22 protein-coding genes are annotated in these 24,142 nt (G+C 66.3%); 4 read left to right on the forward strand and 18 right to left on the reverse strand.

What is annotated here, in order from left to right; genetic code table 11:
• Positions 1–103: 103 nt before the first annotated feature.
• Positions 104–370: a hypothetical protein gene (locus tag ACZYZ4_RS00405; RefSeq protein ID WP_463857208.1), complete on the forward strand. Its 267-nt coding sequence runs from the start codon at positions 104–106 to the stop codon at positions 368–370.
• Between the two features lie 175 nt (positions 371–545).
• Here the strand turns inward: ACZYZ4_RS00405 and bcp are convergent, their stop codons facing one another.
• From bcp to ACZYZ4_RS00450, 9 genes are all read right to left on the reverse strand, one after another.
• The gene (gene bcp / locus ACZYZ4_RS00410) at positions 546–1,013 is read right to left on the reverse strand and encodes a thioredoxin-dependent thiol peroxidase (protein ID WP_463857210.1); all 468 of its coding nucleotides are present in this window, start codon (positions 1,011–1,013) and stop codon (positions 546–548) included.
• Between the two features lie 67 nt (positions 1,014–1,080).
• Complete coding sequence (locus ACZYZ4_RS00415; protein WP_463857212.1) at positions 1,081–1,776, reverse strand: winged helix-turn-helix domain-containing protein; 696 nt, start codon at positions 1,774–1,776, stop codon at positions 1,081–1,083.
• An 11-nt stretch (positions 1,777–1,787) separates the two neighbouring features.
• On the reverse strand, positions 1,788–3,131 hold the full coding sequence (allB, locus tag ACZYZ4_RS00420) for an allantoinase AllB (protein ID WP_463857214.1): 1,344 nt from the start codon (positions 3,129–3,131) through the stop codon (positions 1,788–1,790).
• On the reverse strand, positions 3,124–4,290 hold the full coding sequence (locus ACZYZ4_RS00425) for a glycerate kinase (protein WP_463857216.1): 1,167 nt from the start codon (positions 4,288–4,290) through the stop codon (positions 3,124–3,126). Before ACZYZ4_RS00425 ends, allB begins: the two co-directional genes overlap by 8 nt.
• Before the next feature lie 48 nt (positions 4,291–4,338).
• Complete coding sequence (gcl, locus tag ACZYZ4_RS00430; RefSeq protein WP_463857218.1) at positions 4,339–6,117, reverse strand: glyoxylate carboligase; 1,779 nt, start codon at positions 6,115–6,117, stop codon at positions 4,339–4,341.
• 171 nt (positions 6,118–6,288) lie between these two features.
• Complete coding sequence (locus ACZYZ4_RS00435) at positions 6,289–7,167, reverse strand: 2-hydroxy-3-oxopropionate reductase (RefSeq protein WP_463857219.1); 879 nt, start codon at positions 7,165–7,167, stop codon at positions 6,289–6,291.
• Between the two features lie 57 nt (positions 7,168–7,224).
• Positions 7,225–8,025: a hydroxypyruvate isomerase family protein gene (locus ACZYZ4_RS00440; RefSeq protein ID WP_111909447.1), complete on the reverse strand. Its 801-nt coding sequence runs from the start codon at positions 8,023–8,025 to the stop codon at positions 7,225–7,227.
• Between the two features lie 540 nt (positions 8,026–8,565).
• Entirely contained in the window at positions 8,566–9,498 is a 933-nt protein-coding gene (locus ACZYZ4_RS00445) for a hypothetical protein (protein ID WP_463857221.1), read from the reverse strand.
• A 118-nt stretch (positions 9,499–9,616) separates the two neighbouring features.
• On the reverse strand, positions 9,617–10,258 hold the full coding sequence (locus ACZYZ4_RS00450) for an NADPH-dependent F420 reductase (protein WP_463857223.1): 642 nt from the start codon (positions 10,256–10,258) through the stop codon (positions 9,617–9,619).
• A gap of 117 nt (positions 10,259–10,375) precedes the next feature.
• On the opposite strand from ACZYZ4_RS00450, the gene ACZYZ4_RS00455 reads away from it, so the two are divergent.
• A complete protein-coding gene (locus ACZYZ4_RS00455) occupies positions 10,376–11,308 on the forward strand; it encodes a threonine/serine dehydratase (protein WP_463857225.1) in 933 nt (310 codons plus the stop codon).
• A 29-nt stretch (positions 11,309–11,337) separates the two neighbouring features.
• Here the strand turns inward: ACZYZ4_RS00455 and ACZYZ4_RS00460 are convergent, their stop codons facing one another.
• The 5 genes from ACZYZ4_RS00460 to ACZYZ4_RS00480 form a co-directional block, all read right to left on the reverse strand.
• Positions 11,338–11,733 (reverse strand): carbonic anhydrase family protein, encoded by a 396-nt coding sequence (locus ACZYZ4_RS00460; protein WP_463857868.1) that lies wholly within the window; start codon positions 11,731–11,733, stop codon positions 11,338–11,340.
• Between the two features lie 120 nt (positions 11,734–11,853).
• The gene (locus ACZYZ4_RS00465; RefSeq protein WP_463857870.1) at positions 11,854–12,666 is read right to left on the reverse strand and encodes a bifunctional allantoicase/(S)-ureidoglycine aminohydrolase; all 813 of its coding nucleotides are present in this window, start codon (positions 12,664–12,666) and stop codon (positions 11,854–11,856) included.
• 10 nt (positions 12,667–12,676) lie between these two features.
• Positions 12,677–13,945, reverse strand: coding sequence for a DUF6986 family protein (locus ACZYZ4_RS00470; RefSeq protein WP_463857227.1), 1,269 nt, complete (start codon positions 13,943–13,945; stop codon positions 12,677–12,679).
• A gap of 2 nt (positions 13,946–13,947) precedes the next feature.
• The gene (aceB, locus tag ACZYZ4_RS00475) at positions 13,948–15,558 is read right to left on the reverse strand and encodes a malate synthase A (RefSeq protein ID WP_463857229.1); all 1,611 of its coding nucleotides are present in this window, start codon (positions 15,556–15,558) and stop codon (positions 13,948–13,950) included.
• Between the two features lie 16 nt (positions 15,559–15,574).
• The gene (locus ACZYZ4_RS00480) at positions 15,575–16,969 is read right to left on the reverse strand and encodes an NAD(P)-dependent malic enzyme (protein WP_463857231.1); all 1,395 of its coding nucleotides are present in this window, start codon (positions 16,967–16,969) and stop codon (positions 15,575–15,577) included.
• A 220-nt stretch (positions 16,970–17,189) separates the two neighbouring features.
• Between ACZYZ4_RS00480 and ACZYZ4_RS00485 the strand changes: the two genes are divergently transcribed.
• Positions 17,190–17,945: an IclR family transcriptional regulator gene (locus ACZYZ4_RS00485; RefSeq protein ID WP_463857233.1), complete on the forward strand. Its 756-nt coding sequence runs from the start codon at positions 17,190–17,192 to the stop codon at positions 17,943–17,945.
• A 142-nt stretch (positions 17,946–18,087) separates the two neighbouring features.
• On the opposite strand, the gene ACZYZ4_RS00490 is transcribed toward ACZYZ4_RS00485, so the two are convergent.
• Both ACZYZ4_RS00490 and pucL read right to left on the reverse strand, forming a co-directional pair.
• Positions 18,088–19,593 carry a nucleobase:cation symporter-2 family protein gene (locus ACZYZ4_RS00490; protein ID WP_463857235.1) on the reverse strand — a complete coding sequence of 502 codons (1,506 nt, stop codon included), beginning with the start codon at positions 19,591–19,593 and terminating at the stop codon, positions 18,088–18,090.
• Positions 19,594–19,770: 177 nt separating this feature from the next.
• Positions 19,771–20,685 carry a factor-independent urate hydroxylase gene (gene pucL, locus ACZYZ4_RS00495; protein ID WP_463857237.1) on the reverse strand — a complete coding sequence of 305 codons (915 nt, stop codon included), beginning with the start codon at positions 20,683–20,685 and terminating at the stop codon, positions 19,771–19,773.
• A gap of 357 nt (positions 20,686–21,042) precedes the next feature.
• On the opposite strand from pucL, the gene ACZYZ4_RS00500 reads away from it, so the two are divergent.
• Positions 21,043–21,231 (forward strand): hypothetical protein, encoded by a 189-nt coding sequence (locus ACZYZ4_RS00500; RefSeq protein ID WP_463857239.1) that lies wholly within the window; start codon positions 21,043–21,045, stop codon positions 21,229–21,231.
• On the opposite strand, the gene ligD is transcribed toward ACZYZ4_RS00500, so the two are convergent.
• Together ligD and ACZYZ4_RS00510 are read right to left on the reverse strand one after the other, a co-directional pair.
• Positions 21,228–22,478 (reverse strand): non-homologous end-joining DNA ligase, encoded by a 1,251-nt coding sequence (gene ligD, locus ACZYZ4_RS00505; RefSeq protein WP_463857241.1) that lies wholly within the window; start codon positions 22,476–22,478, stop codon positions 21,228–21,230. The genes ACZYZ4_RS00500 and ligD overlap by 4 nt on opposite strands.
• A 131-nt stretch (positions 22,479–22,609) precedes the next feature.
• Entirely contained in the window at positions 22,610–23,983 is a 1,374-nt protein-coding gene (locus ACZYZ4_RS00510) for an 8-oxoguanine deaminase (protein WP_463857243.1), read from the reverse strand.
• Positions 23,984–24,142: the final 159 nt, after the last annotated feature.

Here is a 24,142-nt window from a genome sequence, read left to right on the forward strand (position 1 = left end):
ACTCGGGGGATGGATGCAGCCAGTGCAGGCACCCCCCCCGGGTCCGCCCGCGGGGGCAGCCATTAACCATGTCCCGAGTGGTGCCGGTAAGGATGTGCATGAAATGACGAATATCCAAGGGCTCATCAGTTCCCTCGCGCCGGACGCACTGGCAGCACTTCGGGAGCGCGGCCCGGACCAGCAGCTGGACCGCTATATGCTCGACGCTTTTGACCGGGCCGCCGGCGGTCCGGGTGAAGGCCGGGGCTACTACATAGTCCGTGGGAACCTCACGCCCTTGGAAGGCCGGCAGTATTTCCTTCGGGACGACGTCATCGCCGCGATCTGGGCACCCTCGAGTCCAGAAGGCATCACGCGGGCGGACGCCTGAAGGCCACAACCAAGCACACAACGGAAGCGGACGACGGCGGGAGGGCCCGCCGTCGTCCGCTGTTTCTGACCCGAGGGCGCAGTCTTGACCCAGTTCACCGCAACATCCCTGCGACACTAAGACCGGTCCGGCACTGCGTCAAGAACTACTGCCTGGGCTGGAGCGACGGCGATCCCTAGACGCCGAGTTCTGCCTTGAGCGCTGCGACGTGGCCCTGGGCCTTGATCTGGTACTGGGTGAGCGTGACCTTGCCTTCGGCGTCAAGCACCACGGTGGAACGGACCAGTCCGTCAACCACTTCGCCGTTCACGAGCTTTTCGCCCCAGGCGCCATAGGCCAGCGCCACAGCGTGGTCTTCGTCGGAGAGCAGCGGGAAGGTCAGGGCGAAGTCGCCGGTGAAGGCTGCCAGCTTCTCAGGCGCGTCCGGGGAGATGCCTAGGACTTCGTAGCCGGAGGACTGCAGGCTGGCGAGGTTGTCGCGGAAGTCGCAGGCCTCCGTGGTGCAGCCGGGGGTGGCGGCTTCCGGGTAGAAGTACACAATGACGTTGCGTCCGCGGTAATCGGAGAGGGAGACCTTATGGCCTCCGGCGTTGAGCAGTGCGAAATCGGGGGCCTGGGTTCCGGCGAGGAGTTTCTGGGTCATGTAGCGATCCTTGGCTTGTAGGGCAACCGCCGTGGCCGGCGATCAATCTATGGGTGCAACGGGCTGCCTAGATGCAGTATTCCGCGGGTCCGCGGACAGTGCTGCCCGGTCCGGGGACGAACTGGTAGCCGCCCCCACGCACCGTGGCGATGGCGTGGCGGGCCAAGCCCAGCTTGCGCCGGACGCGTCCAACATACACGTCGATGGAGCGGAATGCCGCGCCGGGGCAGTCCAGGGACTCCAGAATGCGTTGCAATTCTTCACGTTGAATCGGCCGCGACTGGTTCTCCACGAGGTACCTCAGGAGGCTGAATTCCATGAGGGTGAAGCTGACCGGGACTCCGTCCAGAAGGACGGTGTCCGCGGCCAGATCCACTGCCACGATGCTGCGCCGGCCGGCCAGGGATACTGACGGGTTGAGCGCGGCGGTGCCGTTTCCGGCGTCGGACTCTGCGGTTCCAGAAACAGCCGTTCCGGGAACTTCAGTGCCGCCGTCGGAAGCGTCTGAACCTTCGACGCCGGACGCTGCGGTTCCGGCCGCAGTCCACAGGTGGACGTCCGCTACCGGAGCAAGCTGGCGGGCACGTGCCAGGACCGCTTGGGCGGCCTGGGCCCAGACCGCCGGGTCGATCTCCTGGCCTTCACAAGGCTGGAGCCACACCGCCAGGCCGCGCGGCTGAAGCCCTGGCTGGAGGCCGGGACGGGCTCCCGGTCGGGAGCCTGCGCGCGGCCGCGGGTACGGGGCATGGATGTCGACGGCCATCGCGCTGTGCCTCAGACGCCGCCGCGGCGGATCAGCTTGCCGCTGGGCTTGCGGCCGTCAATCTCGTTGCCGCGAAGGAACGTTTTGCGGACGACGCCGGAGAGCGCCTTGCCGTCGTAGGGCGTGATGGGGTTCTTGTGCTTGAGCTTGGTGACGTCGACGACGAATGCGTCGTCCGGCGCGAAGATGGAGAAGTCCGCGTCGTAACCGAGGGCCAGCTGGCCCTTGTTGTGCAGGCGGGCCAAAGCGGCGGGCTTCTCAGCCATCCAGGAAACCACCTGTTCCAGGGTGATGCCGCGGTGCCGGGCCTCGGTCCAGATCAGGGAGAGCCCCAGCTGCAGTGAGGAGACGCCGCCCCAGGCCACGGCGAAGTCGCCGTTTTCCAGGTCCTTCAGATCCAGGGTGGAGGGGGAGTGGTCCGAGACGATGCAGTCGATGGTGCCGTCCTGCAGGCCCTTCCAGAGCAGCTCGCGGTTGGAGGCCTCACGGATCGGCGGGCAGCACTTGAACGCGGTGGCGCCGTCGGGGATTTCCTCGGCCATCAGGGTGAGGTAGTGCGGGCACGTCTCCACGGTGAGGTGGACGCCGTCGCGCTTTGCACTGGCGATCATGGGCAGCGCGTCCGAGGACGAGAGGTGCAGGATGTGGGCGCGGGCGCCGGTCCAGCGGGCCCGTTCGATGACCTCGGCGATTGCCTTGTTCTCGGCGCCGCGCGGGCGGGAGGCCAGGAACGTTTCGTAGTGGTCGCCGCCGGGGTGCGGGGCGCGGTCGATAGCGTGGGAATCCTCGGCGTGGACGATCATAAGGGAGTCGAAGGACTTGAGCTCGGCCATGTCCTCCTCCATCTCGTCCGCTTCGAGGTGCGGGAACTCGTCCACGCCGGAGTGCAGGAGGAAACACTTGAAGCCGAAGACGCCCTCGTCATGCAGGCCGCGGAGGTCCGCCTTGTTGCCGGGCACGGCGCCGCCCCAGAATCCGACATCCACAAACGCCTGGTCTTCGGCCACTTCGCGCTTGAGCTTGAGGCCTTCCACCGTGGTGGTGGGCGGGATGGAGTTCAGCGGCATGTCGATGATGGTGGTGACGCCGCCGGCGGCGGCTGCGCGGGTGGCGGAGGCGAAGCCTTCCCACTCGGTCCGGCCGGGCTCGTTGACGTGGACGTGCGTGTCCACGAGGCCGGGGATGAGGGTTTCGTCGTCGGCCAGGTCAATGACCTGCGTGCCGCTGAGGCCGTTGCCGAACGGCTCGATGGCGACGATCACGCCGCCGCGGATGCCTACTTCGCGGGCGGTGATGCCTGCGGTGGTGAGGATGCGCCGGCCGCGGATGACGAGGTCATAGGTTTCTTCAGACATGGAGGTCCTCCTTGGTGTCGGCGAGCTGGTTGCCCGCGAGCAGCACGCCGATGTGCTTGCCCAGCTGTTCCAGAAGCGGTCCCGCTTCAGCTATACATACATCTACATTGGCTTCCAGATCCGTCAAAGCATAGACCTGTGCGAAGCCGGCTTCGCTGAGCTGTTCCCGGTCCAGCGTGGTGCGACCGCACACCGCAATCGCGGGCACGCCCGCGTGGGAGGCGGCCCGGGCCACGCCCATGGGCGTTTTGCCGAGCAGGCTCTGTTCGTCCAGGCTGCCTTCGCCGGTGATCACCAGATCGGCGCCGGCAAGCCGGTCCGCCAGCTCGGTGAATTCGAGTACGACGTCGATGCCCGGCCTGCGGGTCGCGGCCAGTACCGCTATGGCTGCGTAGCCCACGCCACCGGCCGCGCCGGCTCCCGGAGCGTCCGCGGCTCGTTCGGCCCGGGAGCCGATTTCGCCCGCGAGAACCCGCACGAAGTTGGCCAGAGCGTTGTCCAGTGCTGTGACGTCCTCCGGGGAGGCGCCTTTCTGCGGGCCGAAGATCGCCGCAGCGCCTTCAACGCCCAGCAGGGGATTGTCCACGTCGCTGGCCAGCACAAAGCGTGATTCCTCCAGCCGGACATCGAAGGAGGAGAAGTCAATGCTGGCAAGCCGGGCCAGGGCGGCGCCGCCGGCCGGGAGTTCCCGGCCGTCGGCGTCGAGCAGCCTGGCGCCGAGGCCCTGAAGGACTCCCGCACCGCCGTCGGTGTTGGCGCTGCCGCCCACACCCAGGATGATCTGCCGGCAGCCGGCGTCGAGCGCTGCCCTGATCAGTTCCCCGGTACCCAGGCTGGTGGCCCCGCCCGCATCCCGGACGCCGCCCGGAAGGGCGGCGAGCCCGGACGCGGCAGCCATTTCAATGACGGCCTCGCTGCCGCGGACCGCAAACTCTGCCCGGAGCGGCTTTCCGGTGGGGCCGCTGACCGTGGCGCTCCGGCGGGTGAAGCCGGAGCCGACGGCGGCATCCAAGGTGCCCTCGCCGCCGTCGGCCACTGGAATGAGCGTTACCTCAAGGTTGCCACCGGCAGCTGCCTGCAGCCCCAACTCGAGGTGCCGGGCAACGTCCGGGGCGGACAGTGAGCCCTTGAACTTGTCCGGGGCAATAACAACGCGCATGCCGGTGCTTCCTTTCATTGAATCAGTACTGCAGGGGTTGTGCGGGTGTTACTTCTGCAGAGCCAGGATGGCCGTGGGGGCGTCCTCCCGGGTCTCGGCCAGGTCCTCGAACTCGTTCACGGCGTTGATTTCAACACCCATGGAGATGTTGGTGACCTTTTCCAGGATCACTTCAACAACCACCGGAACCTGGTATTCGCTCATGAGCGCCTTGGCCTTGTCGAACGCCGCGCCTAGATCGTTGGGGTCCTCCACGCGGATGGCCTTGCAGCCCAGGCCCTCGGCCACCTTGACGTGGTCCACGCCGTAGCCGTTGGTCTCGGGGGAGTTGATGTTATCGAACGCCAGGGACACGTGGTAATCCATCTTGAAGCCGCGCTGGGACTGGCGGATCAGGCCCAGGTAGGAATTGTTCACCACCACGTGGATGTATGGCAGGTTGAACTGCGCGCCCACGGCCAGCTCTTCGATCATGAACTGGAAATCGTAGTCACCGGACAGGGCAACAACGGTCTCGTCCGGCTTGCCGCGGACAACGCCCAGGGCGGCCGGGGCGGTCCAGCCCAGGGGGCCTGCCTGTCCGGCGTTGATCCACTTGCGCGGGCCGAAGACGTGCAGCATCTGGGCACCGGCGATCTGGGACAGGCCAATGGTGGACACGTAGGTGGTGTCCTTGCCGAAGGACTTGTTCATTTCCTCGTACACGCGCTGCGGCTTGATGGGGATGTTCTCGAAGTGCGTCTTGCGGTGCATGGTGGCTTTGCGCTCGGCGCATTCGGCAACCCAGGCGGAGTAATCCGGCAGGGAGCCTGCAGCCTTGCGCTCGCGGGCCAGCTCGATCAGGCCGTCCAGCGCCGCACCGGCGTCGGACGCGATGCCCAGGTCCGGCGAGAAAACGCGGCCGATCTGGGTGGGCTCGATGTCGATGTGCACAAACTTGCGGCCCGCGGTGTAGGTGTCCAGGCCGCCGGTGTGGCGGTTGGCCCAGCGGTTGCCGATGCCGATCACGAAGTCGGAGGCCAGCATGGCCTCGTTGCCGTAGCGGTGCGAGGTCTGCAGGCCAACCATGCCGGCCATCAGCGGGTGGTCGTCCGCGATGGCGCCCCAGCCCATCAGGGTGGGGATGACGGGGACGTTCAGCAGTTCGGCCAGTTCAACCAGCTGCGCGGAGGCGCCGGCGTTGATGATGCCGCCGCCGGCCACGATCAGCGGGTGGCTGGCTGCGGTGAGCATGTCCAGGGCCTTTTCCAGCTGCTTGCGGCTGGCCTTGGGCTTCTCGACGGCCAGCGGCTCGTAGGTGTCGATGTCGAATTCGATCTCGGCCATCTGCACGTCGATGGGCAGGTCCAGCAGGACCGGGCCCGGGCGGCCGGAGCGCATCAGCTGGAAGGCCTTCTGGAAGGCACCCGGAACCTGGCCGGGCTCCATGATGGTCATGGCCATCTTGGTGACCGGCTTGGCGATGGACTCGATGTCCACGGCCTGGAAGTCTTCCTTGTGCAGCTTGGCCACGGGGGCCTGGCCGGTGATGCAGAGCATGGGGATGGAATCTGCCCAGGCGGCGTACAGGCCGGTGATCATGTCCGTACCGGCGGGGCCGGACGTGCCGATGCAGATGCCGATGTTGCCGTCTTTTGCCCGGCTGTAGCCGTCAGCCATGTGGCTGGCGCCTTCAACGTGGCGGGCCAACGTGTGGCGGATGCCACCGTGGTCCCGCATGGCGGAGTAGAACGGGTTGATCGCCGCGCCTGGCAGGCCGAACGCCTCGATGGCGCCCTCCTTTTCCAGGATGGCGACTGCAGCGTCTACGGTGCGCATCTTAGTCATGGTGTGCTCCTTGAAAGTCTTGGTGGTTGCCGGTGGTTGCTGGTGGTTGAGCCTGTCGAAACCCGGCTGAAGTTGGGTGTGTTCGGGGAAGCCGGCGTCGTAAAGTACGACGCCGGCTGTTCCCTTTTGAGTTCTGGTGCCCCTTGTGGGGGCGGCTGGTTTAGCTGCTAACTAGCTGCGACCGGAAAGCTGGAGGACCTGCTTGAAGAGGCCGGAGTGGTCCAGTCCGCCGTCGCCCTGGTTGACGGTCGCGGCGACGAGCTGTGCGACAACGGCGCCGAGGGGGACGGCCACCTTGGCTTCGCGGGCAGCGGAGGTGACGATGCCCATGTCCTTGTGGTGGAGCGCCAGGCGGAAGCCGGGATCGAAGTTGCGGTCCAGCATCTTCTGGCCCTTCTGGTCCAGGACCTTGGAGCCGGCCAGGCCGCCGCCCAAGACCTTGAGGGCTGCGTCCATGTCTACGCCGTAGGCCTCAAGGAAGGCGATTGCTTCGCCCAGGACCTGGATGTTGACGGCCACGATCAGCTGGTTGGCTGCCTTTACGGTCTGGCCGGAGCCGGACGGGCCAACGTGGACAACGGTTTTGCCGACGACGTTCAGGACTTCCTCGGCTGCCTCGAAATCGGATGCCTCGCCGCCCACCATGATGGAGAGGACGCCGTCGATTGCCCCCTGCTCGCCGCCGGAAACCGGGGCGTCAAGGGCACGGATGCCGGCTGCCTTGGCGTCGTCGGCCAGGCGCTTGGACACGTCCGGGCGGATGCTGCTGGCGTCGATCCAGAGGGCGCCCTGCTTGGCGTTGGCGAAGAGGCCTTCCGGGCCGCTGACTACGCCTTCGACGTCGGGGGAGTCCGGCACCATGGTGATGATGATGTCGGCGCCCTTGGCTGCGTCGGCGATGCTGGTGGCGCCTTGGCCGCCCTCGGCGATGAGTTTGTCGATCGCGTCCTGGTTGAGGTTGAAACCGGTGACGGTGTGGCCGGCCTTGACCAGGTTGATGGCCATGGGCAGGCCCATGATTCCGAGTCCGATGACTGAAACGTTGCTCATTGTGATTCCTTTACTGAAGTCGGGTTTTAGTGCGAGTGGGCAATTTAGCTGAGTGGTTTAGTTGGCGACGCGCTGGCGGATGGCCCAGGCGAAGGCGGTTTCCGCCGGTTCCTTGTATTCGAGGCCGATGTAGCCGTCGTAGCCGAGTTCGCGGCTCCGGGCGATCCATTGGCCGAGGGGAAGCTCACCGGTTCCGGGAGCCCCGCGGCCGGGGTTGTCGGCAATCTGGATGTGGCCGAAGTCTTTGGCGTGGTTTTCGATGACGGCCGCGACGTCGTCCCCGTTGACCGCCAGATGGTAGAAGTCCGCGAGGAGCTTGATGTTCTCTGCGCCGGATTCTTCCTTGACGCGGGCGATGACCTTGAGGGCGTCCGCTGCCGTGAGGAGCGGGTACTTTGGGGCGCCGCTGACGGGTTCGAGGAGGACGGTGCCGCCGATGCCCGCGACGCCGGCAGCTGCCGCGGCGAGGTTCTCGGCGCCGATGGTGTCCTGCTTCTGGGCCGATTCGCCGTCCACGCGGTTGCCGTAGAGGGCGTTGAAGGCCTTGCAGCCGAGGCGCTCGCCGATGCCTGCGACGACGTCGATGTTGTCCAGGAATTCGGTGGAGCGTGCGGGCCAGGAAACGAGGCCGCGGTCGCCGCCAGGCATGTTGCCGGCGTTGAAGTTCAAGCCGGTCAGCTGGACGCCGGCGTCCTTGACGGCGTTCTCGAACCCGGTGACCTGGGCGTCCGTGGGGACGGAGGTGTCGAAGGGCCACCAGAACTCGACGGCGTCAAAGCCGGCAGCCTTTGCGGCTGCGGGGCGCTCGAGCAGGGGAAGCTCCGTCAAGAGGATGGAGCAGTTCACTGTGTACGTCATCGTAGGTCCTTCCGAGGAGGGGCTTTGATCTATCTTCCCGGCTGCTTGGCTCTTCTTGAGTTTCCGCTTTGTGGAATTTAGATTCTGCTTTATGAAAAGTTTAGAGAAGGTGGGGGCGGGAGTCAAGAGGGGCGTGGGGCGCGACGGGTTCGGATACCAGGATCAGGGCTCCTGAGCCGGAACGTGTCGGTGGGTCTTCCGGTGGGGGACGCGAGCTTGGCCTACGCGCGTATGGATGCGAAATCGTTGGCGCTCGACGGCAGTACGTCCGGCTCAGTGACATCAAGCTATGTCGGCTCCACCCTGCCTCCGTCAGGAGGACTCCCGGAATCAAGCCCACCAGCAGATCACCTCCGGCTAGCCAGGCTGGGCCGAGCTGACCCAGTCCGATGGTTATTGCGGCGCAAGATCGGCCGGCGGGTACATAAGGCGAACCAATCACCGCGTAGTTGGGTGCTCGGAGGTTTCACCGTCCTGGCACATTGGGTGGACGGTTAGCCAGGGGAGGCAGTTCTGGTGCCGGCCCGCTGAGTCCGGCTCTCAGCTCTGCCGACGCCGGCGGACCAACTCTCGCACACCTGTGCCTGTCAGGCCGATGGCCAGTGCCAGCACCACGGTGGGGCCGGCCCCGCCGTCGGGCCCGAGCGTAGCCGTCAGGATCTGTCGGATCATCAGGGCCAATTCCTGCGGGTCGCGTTCCGGCAGGCGTGTGCCCAGGACGTAATTGACGGAGATGAACACCGCCGGAACCACCCACAGCAGACCAAGGTTCGCCAGCCATACCACTGCGCGGCGGGCGGGGCGGAGTCCGCACCATGCCAGTGCCACGCCGACCAGCAAAGCGGGCAACCAGCGCACCGCGGGCGAGACATTGCCCGCTCCTGCCAGGTTCCCCGCCCACTCGCCGACCCACGAGCCAAGGGGCACGGCGACGAGTCCGACGCCCAGGGCCGTCAGGGCCCTGGATTTCGCCGAGCCGAGCAGGAGCGCCACCATGCTCGCGGCGATGGCTGCGATGACCCCCGAGAGCAGCCCGGCGAAATAGAGCCCCGACGTCGTTCCGCCGGCCAAGCCGCCGGCAAGCACCGTGAACGCCTGAACCGCGGCAGTGGCCTGCACCGCGAGAACACCAGCCGCCGCACACCACGTAGCCAGCCGCCGTCGGGCAGGGGACCAGAGCCGCACTGCCATGCCGGCGGCCGCACCGCCCACAGTCATCAGAGCAACGAGCGTGGTGAGTTCGTATTGGCTCAACGGCAGGAGCGACAGGGGCATCTGCTGCGGCAGCACCTCCGTGCCCCAGAGGTTCTGCAGTGGAAGCTGCGCGCCGGTGACCAGCCACGGGGCCAGCCCAAACAGACCCCCCAGAAGCCCGATCATCACGGCGAAGGCTACGTCCTTGCCGAGGGTACGGGGTGGCTTTTCGGCGCCGGAGGCAGACAGCGGCGCATGGTTGTGGTTGAGGTGGCTCACGGATCCTTCAGTGTCAGCGGTCAGGGTTGGGCGGCGTCGGGGCCAAGAGAACGTGGATCACCCTGAATAATACGCCGAATGGATTAATAGCCCCAGGCCGGCATCGCAAGTTAAACCGTCAGATGGTTCGAGGTGCCTTGGCCAGGTTCTCGCTGAGTTCAGCAGCGTTCTGTCGCACTACATACGCCGGGCGGTCCCGCTCCGCGCGCCAGCTCTCGGAGAGCGGGCCGATGTTCACGGTGTCGAAGCCGAACTCGTCGTACAGCTTCGTCACGAGCTCGCTGGCCTCTGGGTAGTCGCTCGCGGTGGCCAGGGCGCGGCGGTTCGGCGTGCCGGCGGGCGTTCCGTCGGTGGTGATCTCGCCGTACCGGATGTGGTTGAAGCCCTTGGCCACCTTGGACGTGGGCAGGTGTCCCTGCACCATCCCGGAGGAAGTGGCCTCGAAGGCGTCGAGGGCCGGGATGTGGCCGTCGCGCTCCCAGTAGTAGTTGCCGGTATCGATCACGATCTTCCCTGCGAGCGGCTCCACGGGGATGCTGCCGAGGCTCCTGAAGGGGACAGTCACGACGGCGAAATCGCCCGCCGCTGCCGCTTCGGCCGGCGTCGCGGCCCGGGCCCGGGGTCCCAGTTCCGCGACGAGTGCGGCCAGCGTTTGCGGGCCGCGGGAATTGCTGATCACTACGTCGTAGCCGACTTCGACCGCTTTGCGGGCAACCTGGCTGCCAATGTGTCCTGCTCCGATGATTCCGATGGCTGTCATATCCGGGGCAACACCGGCGCTCGTGGGGATATTTCGTGCGTTGTCTAAGGCCCGCCCACACGGGCGATAGCCTGAAGCGTTGAACCTACGCAACCCACCCGGAACGAGGATTCCCCCATGATCACACGCGCCGACGTCGACGAAGCCGTTGCCCGGATTGCCGGGAGGATCCGCGTCACGCCGGTGCTGCAGGCAGACCGCGGCCCGTTCCCCGGCGAGGTGTGGCTCAAGTGCGAGTTCATGCAGCACACCGGCACGTTCAAGGCCCGGGGCGCGTTCAATCGGGTCCTGGCCTGCCGGGAGCGCGGCGAACTGAAGGACGACGTGGGCATTGTGGTGGCCTCCGGCGGCAACGCCGGCCTCGCCAACGCCTACGCCGCGGCTCACCTCGGCGTCCCTGCCACCGTGTTCGTGCCCGAGACTGCCCCGGCCGTGAAGGTCAAGAAGCTCTGGGCCATCGGCGCCAACGTGGTCCAGCGCGGTACCGAGTACTCCGAGGCGTACGACGCCGCGATGGCTTACGCCGCCGAGACGGGCGCGGTCTACTGCCATGCCTACGACCAGCCCGAGATTGCCGCCGGCGCCGGCACCCTCGGAACCGAGCTGCTGGAGCAGCTGGGCGATGTGGACACCGTGGTGGTGGCCGTGGGCGGCGGCGGGCTCATGGCGGGAGTCGCGGCCGCCGTGGAGGGCCGGGCCAAAGTGGTGGGCGTCGAGTCCGAATCCACGCCCACCCTGCACGCCGCACTCGCGGCCGGGACCCCCGTGGACGTGACCATCTCCGGGATCGCCGCCGACTCCCTGGGGGCCCGGCAGATCGGCCGGATCGGTTTCGACGTGGCCGTCCGTACCGGCGTCCACGCTGTGCTGGTCTCCGACGAGGACATCGTGGCCTCCCGCTCCCTGCTGTGGGAGCAGTACCGCATCATCGTGGAGCACGGCGCGGCCACGGCCTTCGCTGCCCTGCACTCCGGCGCCTACGTCCCGGCGGAGGGGGAACGCGTGGCCGTGATCCTCTGCGGCGCCAACACGGACCCCGCCACGGTCTGACCTAGGAAGCGGCGTGCCCTGCGGCGACTTTACTGATCGACCGCAAAGACGTCCCTGCCATTGAGCGGCTGGACCGGCCAGCTGTTGCCCGCGTGGGCCGCAGGAAGTTTGGCGAGCTGTTCGACTCCCAGCTCGACGGGGGTCGTGAGGATCAGCCAGCGCACGCCTTCCGAGCAGGGTGGAGTGGTCAGACTGCCGTCGTAAGCGAAATGGTCCAGCGACGCCGGGAACAGCGCCGGGAGGTCCACGACGCCGGCCGCTACCTTCTGCCCGCCGGCTGCGGCAGGCACACCGTCCGTGAACGGCGCCCACGCCGCATTGGCGGTCCCTGCCATGGCGAGGATCCCGACGACGGCCAGCCCGTCGGCGCCGGCGGCGGGCTTGCTGCAGCCGGTGACGAGTGCCAGCAGGGGTGCCGGTGGCAGGTCTTGTCACAGAGGCTCACCTCAACGCGAAATCGCCGGAACCGTGTCCGGGTCGCCGCAAATTTGCGGCGACCCGGCGCAGTTCCGGCGATTTCGGCGGCCAGCCGGTAAAGCGGCAGCCTAGGTGAGGCGGATCTGGCGGTTGACGTCCTTGTAGAGCAGGTAGCGGAACTGGCCCGGACCGCCGGCGTAGCAGGCCTGCGGGCAGAAGGCGCGCAGCCACATGAAGTCGCCGGCCTCCACCTCTACCCAGTCGTTGTTAAGCAGGTACATGCCCTTGCCCTCCAGGACGTACAGGCCGTGCTCCATAACGTGGGTCTCCGGGAACGGGATCACACCGCCCGGCTGGAACGTCACGATGTTCACGTGCATGTCGTGGGCCAGGTCGTTGGGGTCCGCGAAGCGGGTGGTCTTCCAGACGCCCTCGGTGTCAGGCATCGCGCCGGCTTCAACTTCCGCGTCACTGGTGACGAAGGACTTGGCCTCGTAACCCTCAAGCCGCTCGTAGGCCTTGCGGATCCAGTGGAAGGAGACGATGTCATCCGAGACGTTTTCCAGCCCCCAGGTGGAACCGGCAGCCAGGTAGGCGTAGCCGCCCTCCTCGAGCTGGTGCAGTTCCCCATCGAGGGTCAAGTTGACCTTGCCCTTGGTGACGAAGACGACGCCCTCCACGCCGGCCTCGAACTCTGCCTTGGGAGCGCCGCCGCCCGGGCCGATCTCAACGATCAGCTGCGAGAACGTGGTGGCAAAGCCGGAGATCGGGCGGGCAATGATCCAGGAACGTGTGTTGGTGAAACCAGGCAGAATACTGGTCACGATGTCGGTCATGACGCCCTTGGGGATGACCGTGTAGGCCTCCGTGACGATTGCCCGTTCCGTGGTGAGGTGCGTCTGCGGCGGCAGACCGCCCTGGGGGTAGTAGTACTTGCCCATCATTGGATCCTTACTTCGAAGTGGACTGTGCCAGCCGCGGGTGCGCCAGTGCAGTCAGGTGGGGGAGTTCGACGCCGGCCAGCGCCTGGACCTCTTCGATCCCGACCGCGCCGCACTGGACGCCGCGCAGGACAAAGGCGGCCAGGGCCCGGGCCGTGGCGGGTTCGTCCATGACCCCGCCTTCGGTGCGTTCCACGTAGTTGCGCAGACGCGCAGCGGCGGCCGGGAGGCCCTCACGGTAGAAAGCGTACGTGGCAGCGAAACGGCTGGGCAGCTGGGCAGCGTGCAGGTCCCAGCCCTGGTAGTAGCCACGTTCAAGCGAGCGGCGGACGAGTCGTCCGTGCAGCGTCCAGGCATTCTCGACGGCGTCGCCCACCGGGATAATGTTGGTGGAACCGTCGGAGAGCCGGATGCCCGTGCCGGCGACGGCCAACTGCATGACTTCCTTGGCGAAGTCCGCCACCGGGTGCTCCATGGACTGGTACTCGGCCGAGATCTGCAGTGAGGCGCTGTAGTCGTAGGTGCCGTAGTGCAGGGCGCTGATGCGTCCCGGAACCACGTGCGGCAACTGCGCCACGGGAGAATTGCCTTCCGGCCCGAGGATCAGCTGCGGCGTTTCCACCTGTACCTCGAAGCGGAGCCGGCCGGCCGGTAGCCCATGGACTTCCTCCAGGCGGGACACTGCGAAGTCCATCGCCTGCACCTGGGCCACGGTGGTGACCTTGGGCAGGGTCAGGATGAGCCCGGCAGGAAGTTCGCCGGCGGAGGCCAGCGTCGAGACAAACAGGTCAAGGGTCTTCAGGCCGCGTGCCCGGGTGGGCGCCTCGAAGCACTTGAAACGGATACCGATGAACGGCGGCGCAGTGCCGGTGGCCACTGTTTCGCTGACAGCCCGGGCCGCCGCGACCGCTGCCACGTCCTCCGCTTCGTCGCCGCGGTCGCCGAAGCCATCCTCGAAATCGAGGCGCAGGTCCTCGATCGGTTCCGTCCGCAGCTTGGCGGCGACCCGTGCGGCGACGGCGGCAGCGAGCTCCGGCTCCTGGCCCAGCAGCGCGCCGAGCTTCTCAAGTCCGCCGTGTGCCTCCGCCGTCGTGAGCGCCTGGGCGCCCCAGTCGGCAGCGAACGACGGCGTGAAACGGTCCGCCGGCACGTACACGGTGTGCACGGGCTGGCGGGTGCCGTCGTCGCCGGGGTAATTGCGTTCCAGCAGCTGGTCGGTGGCGGCCAGCTGTGTGTCGATGGCGGCGAGGTCCGCCGCGGTCAGGGACTGCGCAGCCATCCTTACACCAACTCGTAGGCAGGCGTGGTGAGGAAGTCTGTGTAGTCCTCGGACAGGCAGATGTCCTTGATCAGCTTGGCAGCCGGCTCGTAGTAGGCCTTGAACTGCTGGTCGCCGAACTCGATGCGCAGGCGCTCGGTTTCCTCGCCCAGGATGCGGCTGACAAGCTCGCGGGTCACGGTGTTGCCCGTGTCCGCCAGGACCGACTTGTTGCGGATCTGCTGCCACACCTGCGAGCGGGAGATCTCCGCGGTCGCGGCGTCTTCCATCAGGTTATGGATGGCGACAGCACCGCTGCCGGAGATCCACACGCCGGTGTAGGCGACGGCGACGTAGAGGTTCAGGCGCAGGCCTGCCTCGGTGATGTCCCCGCTGGCGGACGCGACGTCGATCAGCTGGTCGGCCGTGACGCTGACCTCCGGGCGCTGCTTGTCCAGCTGGTTGGGGCGGCCGCCCTTTCCCGGGTCGCCCAGGACGGCGTCGAACACTTCGCGGCACGTGGACACAAGGTCTGGGTGGGCAACCCAGGAGCCGTCGAATCCGTCGTTGGCCTCGCGGGTCTTGTCGGCACGGACCTTGTCGAAGGCCGCGGCCGTGACCTGGGGCTGCTGGCGGTTGGGGATGACGGCGGCCATGCCGCCCATGGCGAAGGCGCCGCGCCGGTGGCAGGTCTTGACCAGCAGCTCGGTGTAGGCGCGCATGAACGGAGCCGTCATGACCACGGTGGCGCGGTCCGGCAGCACGAATTCCTCGCCGGCGTCGCGGAAGTACTTGATGATGCTGAACAGGTAGTCCCAGCGTCCGGCGTTCAGGCCGGAGGCGTGGTCGCGCAGTTCGTAGAGGAACTCGTCCATTTCGAACGCGGCCGGGATGGTTTCGATCAGCATCGTGGCGCGGACACTGCCCTGCGGGATGCCGAGGAAGTCCTGGGCGAAGACGAAGACCTCGTTCCAGAGGCGAGCCTCAAGGTGCGATTCCATCTTGGGCAGGTAGTAGTACGGGCCGTGGCCGTTGAGCAGCAGCTGCTTGGCGGTGTGGAAGAAGTGCAGGCCGAAGTCCACCAGCGCACCCACGGTGGGGGCGCCGTCGATCAGCAGGTGGCGCTCCTCCATGTGCCAGCCGCGCGGGCGGGCCACCACGACGGCGAGCGGAGCGTCGGTGCGGAGCGTGTATTCCTTGCCTTCGGATGAGGTGTAGGACAAGGTGCCCTGGGCGGCGTCGCGCAGGTTGAGGATGGCATCGATGACGTTCGGCCACGTGGGTGTGCTGGCGTCTTCGAGGTCCGCCAGCCATACCTTGGCGCCGGAGTTCAGGGCGTTGATGGCCATCTTGGCCGGGGTGGCCGGGCCGGTCATCTCCACGCGGCGGTCCTGCAGCGCGGCGGGCGCCTCGGCGACCTTCCAGTCGCCGTCGCGGATCTCCTGCGTCTCCGGGAGAAAATCCAGGCGGCTGGTGCGGGCGACGCCGTCGCGCTTGGCCTCGCGAGCCTTGAGCAGCTCGTTGCGCTTGCCGGCGAAGCGCCGGTGCAGCTCCTCGACGAAGGCCAGGGCTTTGGGGGTGAGGATCTCTTCGGCACGGGCGACCGGCTGGCGGTCAGTGACAGTGATAGCCATGTTCGTAAGTCCTTTTCTAGAGAGCACTGGCGGCGTGAGCTGCGCCTGCCACGGCGGCAGCCACATCGGCGGCGACATGAGGATCGAAGACGCTGGGGATAATGTAGCTCGCGTTGAGCTCTTCGTCAGCTACCCGGTTGGCAATCGCGTCTGCGGCGGCCACCAGCATCTCCGGCGTGATGTCGCTGGCGCCGGCGTCGAGCAGCCCCCGGAAGAAGCCCGGGAAGGCCAGCACGTTGTTGATCTGGTTGGGGAAATCGCTGCGGCCCGTGGCCACGACGGCGGCGTGCTTGGCCGCGATGACAGGGTCGATCTCCGGCGTCGGGTTGGCCATGGCGAAGACGATCGCGTTCTCTGCCATGGAGGCGACCTGCTCTTCGCCGATCACGTGCGGGGCGCTGACACCGATGAAGACGTCGGCACCGGCCATGGCCTCGTGCAGGGTGCCGGAGAAGCCTTCCTCGTTGGTGTTCTCGGCGATCCAGGAGCGGTGCTCGTCGTCGTACTGCTGGCCCGAGTGGATGGCTCCGGAGCGGCCGGCGCCAACGATGTGCTGCGCTCCTTGGGCCTTGAGTAGCTGGATGATGGCCGAGCCTGCAGCGCCGACGCCGGAGACAACAATGCGGACCTCGGAGAGCTTCTTGTCCACCACGCGCAGCGCGTTGTGGAGGGCTGCGAGGGTGACGATCGCGGTGCCGTGCTGGTCGTCGTGGAACACGGGAATGTCGAGTTCCTCGCGCAGGCGGTTTTCGATCTCGAAGCAGCGCGGGGCTGCGATGTCCTCAAGGTTCACGCCGCCGTAGACCGGGGCCAGAGCCTTGACGATCATGATGATTTCCTCGGTGTTCTGGGTGTCCAGACAGACCGGCCAGGCGTCCACGTTGGCGAACTGCTTGAACAATGCGGCCTTGCCTTCCATGACCGGCAGGGCGGCGGCGGGGCCGATGTTGCCCAGGCCGAGCACTGCGGAACCATCGGTGACGACGGCGATCGTGTTGCGCTTGACGGTCAGGTTGCGGGCCGCTGACGGGTCCTCCGCGATGGCGAGGCAGACGCGCGCGACGCCCGGAGTGTAGGCACGGGAGAGGTCGTCGCGGTTGCGCAGGGCCACCTTGGGGACTACCTCGAGTTTGCCACCCAGGTGCATCAGGAAGGTGCGGTCCGAGACGTGCTGGACCGTGACACCGTCGAGCGCGTTCAGGACGTCCTTGACGCGTGTGGCGTGGTCGTCGTCGATGGTGTTGCAGGTGACGTCCACAACCAAGGTGTCGTGGTGGGATTCCGTGACGTCAAGTGCTGTGATGGCTGCGCCGGCGGCAGCGACGGCCGCAGCCAGTTCGCTGGTGGCGGTGAAGCTCGACGGCGCGGCGACGCGCAGGGTGATCGAATTTCCGGGGCTCGGGTTCGCCATTGAATTTCCTCCTCGTACAGGCCCAATCCGGGCCACGCTTAAATCAAATGTTTTCGTATTATGGATATTATTATCTGCAAGGTGGAAATGCAACCCCCTGACGGTCGTGTTTGGAAGCATCGCTCACGGCCCTGTTGTGCTGTATCTTGAGTGTTCTAAGCAACTCTTTTCACGATGTGGATATGAGTTGTCAGAATCTGAGCCACTAGGAGACAACGGAATGGCCGAAAAAGCCTCCGGAGGCGTGCAGTCCGTCGAGCGCGTCTTCGAACTGCTGGAACTCATCACAGACGCCGGCGGAGACGTTACGCTCAGCGAGCTCTCCTCCTCCACGGATCTGCCCCTGCCCACCATCCACCGCCTGCTGCGCACCCTGGTCTCGCTTGGGTACATCCGCCAGCTGCCCAACCGCCGCTACGCACTGGGACCCCGGCTGATCCGGCTTGGCGAAGGCGCCAACAAGCAGCTTGGAGCCGTGGCCCGCCCGCAGCTGAAGAACCTCGTCGAGCGCCTCGGCGAAACCTCCAACATGGCCGTGCTGGATTCGGACATGGTCATCTACGTGGCCCAGGTGCCCTCCATGCACTCCATGCGCATGTTCACCGAAGTGGGCCGCCGAGCCCACACGCACGACACCGGCGTCGGCAAGGCGATCCTGGCCCAGCTGGACGACGACGTGGTGCGCGGCATCGTCTCCCGCACCGGCATGCCCACCCCCACGGCCAAGAGCATCGGCGATATCGATTCCCTCCTTGCCGATCTCAAGCTGATCCGTGAGCGCGGCTACTCCATTGACGAGGAAGAGCAGGAGCTCGGCGTGCGCTGCTTCGCGATGGCCGTGCCCAACGCGCCGACCCCCTCCGCCATCTCGGTCTCCGGACCGATCACGCGGGTGGACCAGAGCTTCGCCGACCGTGCCGTGCCGCTGCTGCGCCAGGCCGCGATGGCGATCTCGGCGGAGCTCAACCAGAACTGACGCGTCCCGCCGTCGTCCTACCTCAACCACAACAGCGTCCAACCAAAACAGCGCGAACTGGCAGATAATGCCCTCAAATTCCACATTTGAGGGCATTTGCTGCCAGTTCGCGCTTTGCGTGGTGGTGGGGTGGACGGTTTGCCTAGTGGTCAGACTTCGACGACGACTCCACCGGGACTTCCTTGCCCTCGGCGTCGATTAGCTTGCCGCCCTCGAAGCGGTCGCCGTCGGCGAGGCACTTCACGTCAGCTTCGGTGACCACCCGGCCAGTGCCGGCCACAAATACGGACTGGTTCTCCGAGTTGCCGGCCTTCAGGTGGTTGAAGAGCAGGTTCAGCAGGATGGCCATTACGGCCGCGGAGCTGATGCCGGAGTGGAAGATGGTGCCGAACCAGGACGGGAACTGGTCGTAGAAGGCCGGCGCCGCGATCGGAATCATGCCGAAGCCGATGGACGCCGCCACGATGATCAGGTTCATGTTGTTTTTGTACTCCACCTTGGACAGCGTCCGGATGCCGCTGGCGGCCACCGTTCCAAAGAGTACGACGCCGGCACCGCCCAGGACGGGCGTGGGCACCGCCGCTACCACCCGGCCGAGGACCGGCAGCAGCCCCAGCACCACCAGGATGACGCCGCCGGCGCTGACCACAAAGCGGCTCTTGATGCCGGTGATGGCAACCAGGCCCACGTTCTGGGCGAAGGCGCTCTGGGTGAAGGAGCCGAAGATCGGCGAGATCGCACTGGAGAGCATGTCTGCGCGCAGGCCGTCGCCGATGCGCTTGGAATCCACCTTGGTCCCCACAATCTCGCCGACGGCGATGATGTCTGCTGAGGTCTCGGTCAGGGTCACCAGGATGACGATCAGCATGGAGATGATGGCCGCAATGTGGAACGTGGGCGGGCCGAAGGCGAACGGGGTGGGGAACGCGACGATCTCGCCCTGTCCCACCTTGGAAAAGTCGGCCATGCCGGTGACGAACGCGATGGCCGTCCCGATGATCATCGCCAGCAGGATGGACAGCCGCGAGATCGTGGCGCTGCCCACCTTGCTCAGCAACAGCACAATGCCCATGGTGGCGGCGGCCAGGCCGATGTTGGCCACGCTGCCGTAGTTGGGTGCCTTGCTGTTGCCGCCCATGGCCCAGTTGGCGGCCACCGGCATGAGCGTCAGGCCGATGGTGGTGATGACGGTGCCGGTGACCACCGGCGGGAAGAATCGGATGATCCTGGAGAACAATGGGGTGATGGCCAGGCCGATGAGCGAGGCGACGATGACCGAGCCGAAGACGGACTGGATGCCCCCGCCGCCGTGGACGATGGCCACCATGGTGGAGACCCCGGCGAACGAAACGCCCTGGACCAGCGGCAACTGCGAGCCGAAGAACGGGATGCCCACGGTTTGCAGGATGGTGGCCAGGCCGCCGACAAACAGGCAAGCCGCGATGAGCAGGCCGATGTCCGTTGAGGACATGCCAGCTGCGGCTCCGATGATGAGCGGTGGGGCGATGATGCCGCCGTACATAGTCAGGACGTGCTGGAAGCCGTAGGCGAAGCTGCTGCCAATGGAGAGGCGCTGGTCTTCGGGACGGTCGGAGGGCTGGCGGCCGGTCTTGGCGGCCAAGCTGGGGGACTTTTTCTTGAGGTTCACAGCAGACTTTCTGGTTCATGGCAGACGTCTTTGTCTGGCTAACGTGGTCTGGCTAACTTTGTTCGGCTGGGTCGCCCCAGCCCGGAGTTTTTGGGCAGATGCAGCGGGTTCACGGGTACTGAAGTCGCTTTAAGTGGACAAAAACTCCAGGCCGGGGCGGGGTGGTGACGGTGCGGGTCAGCAGAACCCGGCGATGCCGTTCCACGCAGCGGGGGCCGAGCCCGAGTTCTCGCGCTGGATCGTGGCCTCGATCAGGCCGTAGGGGCGGTCCGCGGCGAAGAAGACCTCATTCGGGTTGTCGAGGCCGAACGGGGACAGGTCAACTAGGAAGTGGTGCTTGTTGGGCATCGAGAACTTGATCTCGTCCACTTCGCCGTGTGCCTCCAGGACCTTCTTGCCCATGTCGAACAGGGTCTGCTGCAGGGCGTGGGAGTAGTTCTCCGTGAAGCCCTCAAGGAGGAGTCCCTTGATGTCGTCGTAGCTCTTGTTGAAGTCCGTGGCCCCGAGATCCAGGCCGGTGCTGTAGCGCCAGCGGGCCGAGACGTCCGTGGCCAGGATGCGGTCTGTGGTCTCCGGCAGTGTGGTGTACTTGTCGCGCGGGTAGCCGACAAAGCCGGACTGCGTGGTCTTCAGAACGGTCAGGTCCTTGAGTCCGGAGATCAGGTGCGTTGTGGCGCCTTCGCGGACCACAACGGCGGTGCGGACTTCCTGCCCGTTGCGGACAAAGCTGTGGTCGTGTTCGGAGCCGTGCGCCTGGATCCGGTCCCAGGTGTAGGACTCGGCTTCCCAACGGCCGCCCGTGACCCATTCGAAGCCCGAGGTGAAGTGCTCGCTGAGGCGAAGCAGGAAGGCTTCGGGGGAGCCAACGCCCTCCCGGGCGAAGGCGTAGATGGTGTTCTTCTGGGTGTCCGTGGCGACGACGTGTGCGTTGTCGCCCTGGAGGTGCGCAGCCTGGAAATCGCCGCGCAGTTGCGAGGTGACGTTCAGGTCTTCGATCTGGTGGCGGTCGGTGTCGCGGGTGACTTTGACGACGCGGACTTCTGCCTTGCCGTACTGGTTGTCGCCGAGGACGATTTTGTTGCTCATGGTCATATCCCAACTTCTGCGAGGTGGAACCCTAAAGGTCCACCAACGAAATTAAGCGCGTGTTTCAAGCGCGTTTCTGGTGGAGCCGACCCAACAAAAAAGAGCCGACATCCATTGATGCCAGCTCATTACGACCCTGCCTGCTGCTCCCAGGTTACGTGACTTGCGCCACGAGTTAGGTACAGAATAGCCCAGCTAGGGGGTGGTGTACATCACAATCTGAAAAATCGCTTTGTGACTGAGAGTCTCCTGGAACGTTGACGTACCGAGACCCGGCAGTCTAGGCTATTTCACATAGCAAAAGTTCTTTTCCACTTTGCGGAATCATCGCAGTACCCCTCAACCACCTCGAAGGAGGATCAGATGTACCAGCAGGACACAACGCCGGTCGCGCCGGAAGACACGGCAGCACCCGCCGTCCAGGAGTTCTACCTCCCCCTCGGAGGCGGAACGGATCCGGACTTCTATCTGCCCGCAGACCGGGAGCATGTTCCGGGCCGCTTCTCGCGTTGGGTCCACGGCCTGCCGGGCTTCGGCGGCCGGCGTCCCTAGAGCTGCTGCCCCGGGCGCCCCAGCCACTCCTTGCCGGCCCATGGGTCGTAATTGGCGATGAGCTCCTCCTGCGTGGGACGCTCCGCTTCGGGGATGTGCTGCAGGTTCACCCGCACCCTGTACCAGAGCGAGCTTGTCCCGCGCATTCCGTCGACGAGCACATCGGCCGGATGCAGGGCCGGGACGAGATCCGCATGCCGGGACTTCCACTCGCCGAGCGCCGCGAGCGCCTCGGGCTTGGACGTGGTCCGGGCCATCTCAATGAGAGGCATCACCGACTGCCGGCGGCCGGAGCCGTCTCCGCCGCGCGGAGGCTTCTCGGCGCGGCCGAGCTCGGCAGCCAAGGCGAGGAGTTCGTCGAGTGTGCCGACCGCGTCATCGATGCCGGCGTGCGGGTCTCCCACCTCTGCGAAACGCTTGAGCACCGTAGGCACAGTGAACTGATCCGGCCGGATGGAGCGGACCTCGTCCCATGTGAGCGGAGTCGAGACCCGGGCATCGGGCAGGGACCGGACTGAGTACGCGGATGCCACGGTGCGGTCCTTTGCGTTCTGGTTGAAGTCGACGAATACACTCTCGCCGCGCTCCTCCTTCCACCACCGCGCGGTGGCGAGGCCGGGAGCGCGGTTCTCGACCTCGCGGGCCAGGGTCTCGGCGGCGAGCCGCACGTCGCGGTACGACCACTGCGGCGCGATGGGCACCAGGATGTGGAGTCCGCGCGACCCGCTCGTCTTCGGCCACGCCACAAGTCCGACGTCGTCGAGGACTTCCCGCGCGATATACGCGACATCAACGATCTGGGACCAGCCGACTCCCGGCATCGGATCGAGGTCGACGCGGAGCTCGTCGGGGTGCTCGAGGTCCTCGGCGCGCACGGGATGGGGGTTGAGGTCGAGGCAGCCAAGATTCAGCACCCACGCCAGGCCCGCGGCATCCCGGATGACGGCCTCCTTAGCCGACGTCCCCGACGCGTAGTGCAACGTCGCCGTGTCGATGAAGTCGGGGTGGTTTTCGGGCACGCGCTTCTGGAAGAACGGCTCAGCGTCGATGCCCTTAGGGAAGCGCTTGAGCACCATTGGCCGGCCGCCCGCACCGCGCAGCGCCCCATCCGCGACGGCGAGGTAGTAGCGCACCAGAGCGAGCTTGGTCAGCCCGGGATCGGGGAACACCACCTTGTCCGGACTCGAGATGCGCACCTCGGTGCCGGCAATGTTGAGGATCTCGGCCGGGGTCTTCGACGGGCTCATTCCGCCACGCTAGCAACGATCGGATGTGGCAGCCAGACCTGGTGTTTGGGCCCCGTTTCGACGGTCCCCTGCAGGTACGACGTCGCTGAGCGTCGTGTGCGCAGGGAACCATGGAAACGGCGAGAATAGACCTACCCGGCCATCAGCTTCCGCGCCGCTGCCGAGTGTTCCGCAACGAGCCCCGCGACGTCCAGGCCCGGGATCTGCCCGTCCACCACGCGCCATTCTCCGCCCACCATCACCCGGTCCGCGCGGTCCGCCCCGCACAGCAGCAGCGCCGCCACCGGATCGTGGCTGCCGGAGAATCGAAGCTCGTCGAGGCGGAAGAGTGCCACATCGGCCTGCATCCCGGGTGCCAACTGGCCGATATCGTTGCGGCCCAGGACGGCGGCGGAGCCCCGCGTGGCCCACCCAAGCGCGCGTTCCACCGGAACATCGGCGCCGTAGCGCAGCCGCTGCAGATAGAGCGCCTGCCGGGCCTCGAGGATCATGTTGGAGGCATCGTTTGACGCCGATCCGTCCACGCCCAGTCCCACCGGCACCCCGGCGGCCTCAAGTTCCAGCACCCTCGCGGTGCCTGACGCGAGCCGCATGTTCGACGTCGGGCAGTGGGCGACGGCGGTGCCCGCGGCACCTAGCCGGCCGATCTCGTCGTCGTTGAAGTGGATGCCATGGCCCAGCCAGGTGCGGTTGCCCAGCCAGCCGACGCTTTCCAGATAGTCCACGGTGCGCAGGCCGAACATCGAGTGGCAGAAGTCCTCCTCGTCGATGGTCTCGGCGAGGTGCGTGTGCAGCCGGACATCCAGCCGTTCGGCCATGGCTGCGCTCTCGGCCATGATTTCCTTGGTCACCGAGAACGGCGAACACGGGGCCAGGGCAATCTGGATGACGGCGCCGTCGCCGCGCTCGTGGTACTGGGAAATAAGGCGTTCGCTGTCCGCCAGAATGATCTCCGGGTGCTGCACCGTGGACTGCGGCGGCAGGCCGCCGTCGTCCTCGCCGAGCGTCATGGAGCCGCGCGTGAGTGTGGCCCGCATGCCCAGTTCGCGTACGACGCCGACCTCCACGTCGATCGCGTCCTCAAGCCCCGCGGGGAACAGGTAGTGGTGGTCGGCTGCCGTGGTGCAGCCGGAGAGCAGCAGCTCGGCCAGGGCCACTTTCACCGCGAGTTCCAAACTGTCCGGAGTCAGGCGCGCCCAGACCGGGTAAAGGTTCTGCAGCCAGGGGAACAGCGGGGCATTCGCCACCGGCCCCCAGGCCCGGGTGAGGGTCTGGTAGAAGTGATGGTGGGTGTTGATCAGGCCGGGGAGCAGCACGTGGTTGCCGGCGTCGAACGTCTCCTGGCAGGGGGCGGACGGCTGCTGCCCGGCGGCCAGGACCTCAACGATTTTTCCGCCGGCGACCACAAGGCCGCCTGAGGCGTCGAGGCCGTTCGCCGTGAAGGCGGAGAGAGGGTTTTTGATCCAGAGCCTGGATGCGGCGGCGTGCGGACGTGTCAGGGTCATGTGCGGTTCCTTGTCTGTTGGTGCCGAAGATTTTCGGTGCCGAAAGGTTCCAGCTCAGTGAGGCCCTGTCTGCTGATCCAGGTGACCGGCACTGCGAAAGTGGCGGCCCGCCATCAGCGTAAAGTGGCTCACGGCAACCCGTCAACGCCCGCCGATTGT

The sequence above is a fragment of the Pseudarthrobacter adonitolis genome, from assembly GCF_055412845.1.

What these genes read in the sequence shown, in the direction of transcription:
- ACZYZ4_RS00450 (WP_463857223.1), bottom strand. Translation starts at nt 10,258, where the DNA reads ATGACAGCCATCGGAATCATCGGAGCAGGACACATTGGCAGCCAGGTT.
- aceB (WP_463857229.1), bottom strand. Translation starts at nt 15,558, where the DNA reads ATGGCTATCACTGTCACTGACCGCCAGCCGGTCGCCCGTGCCGAAGAG.
- ACZYZ4_RS00425 (WP_463857216.1), bottom strand. Translation starts at nt 4,290, where the DNA reads ATGCGCGTTGTTATTGCCCCGGACAAGTTCAAGGGCTCACTGTCCGCC.
- ACZYZ4_RS00510 (WP_463857243.1), bottom strand. Translation starts at nt 23,983, where the DNA reads ATGACCCTGACACGTCCGCACGCCGCCGCATCCAGGCTCTGGATCAAA.
- ACZYZ4_RS00435 (WP_463857219.1), bottom strand. Translation starts at nt 7,167, where the DNA reads ATGAGCAACGTTTCAGTCATCGGACTCGGAATCATGGGCCTGCCCATG.
- ACZYZ4_RS00415 (WP_463857212.1), bottom strand. Translation starts at nt 1,776, where the DNA reads ATGGCCGTCGACATCCATGCCCCGTACCCGCGGCCGCGCGCAGGCTCC.
- gcl (WP_463857218.1), bottom strand. Translation starts at nt 6,117, where the DNA reads ATGACTAAGATGCGCACCGTAGACGCTGCAGTCGCCATCCTGGAAAAG.
- ACZYZ4_RS00500 (WP_463857239.1), top strand. Translation starts at nt 21,043, where the DNA reads ATGTACCAGCAGGACACAACGCCGGTCGCGCCGGAAGACACGGCAGCA.
- bcp (WP_463857210.1), bottom strand. Translation starts at nt 1,013, where the DNA reads ATGACCCAGAAACTCCTCGCCGGAACCCAGGCCCCCGATTTCGCACTG.
- ACZYZ4_RS00485 (WP_463857233.1), top strand. Translation starts at nt 17,190, where the DNA reads ATGGCCGAAAAAGCCTCCGGAGGCGTGCAGTCCGTCGAGCGCGTCTTC.
- ligD (WP_463857241.1), bottom strand. Translation starts at nt 22,478, where the DNA reads ATGAGCCCGTCGAAGACCCCGGCCGAGATCCTCAACATTGCCGGCACC.
- ACZYZ4_RS00470 (WP_463857227.1), bottom strand. Translation starts at nt 13,945, where the DNA reads ATGGCTGCGCAGTCCCTGACCGCGGCGGACCTCGCCGCCATCGACACA.
- ACZYZ4_RS00455 (WP_463857225.1), top strand. Translation starts at nt 10,376, where the DNA reads ATGATCACACGCGCCGACGTCGACGAAGCCGTTGCCCGGATTGCCGGG.
- ACZYZ4_RS00440 (WP_111909447.1), bottom strand. Translation starts at nt 8,025, where the DNA reads ATGACGTACACAGTGAACTGCTCCATCCTCTTGACGGAGCTTCCCCTG.
- allB (WP_463857214.1), bottom strand. Translation starts at nt 3,131, where the DNA reads ATGTCTGAAGAAACCTATGACCTCGTCATCCGCGGCCGGCGCATCCTC.
- ACZYZ4_RS00480 (WP_463857231.1), bottom strand. Translation starts at nt 16,969, where the DNA reads ATGGCGAACCCGAGCCCCGGAAATTCGATCACCCTGCGCGTCGCCGCG.
- pucL (WP_463857237.1), bottom strand. Translation starts at nt 20,685, where the DNA reads ATGACCATGAGCAACAAAATCGTCCTCGGCGACAACCAGTACGGCAAG.
- ACZYZ4_RS00465 (WP_463857870.1), bottom strand. Translation starts at nt 12,666, where the DNA reads ATGGGCAAGTACTACTACCCCCAGGGCGGTCTGCCGCCGCAGACGCAC.
- ACZYZ4_RS00405 (WP_463857208.1), top strand. Translation starts at nt 104, where the DNA reads ATGACGAATATCCAAGGGCTCATCAGTTCCCTCGCGCCGGACGCACTG.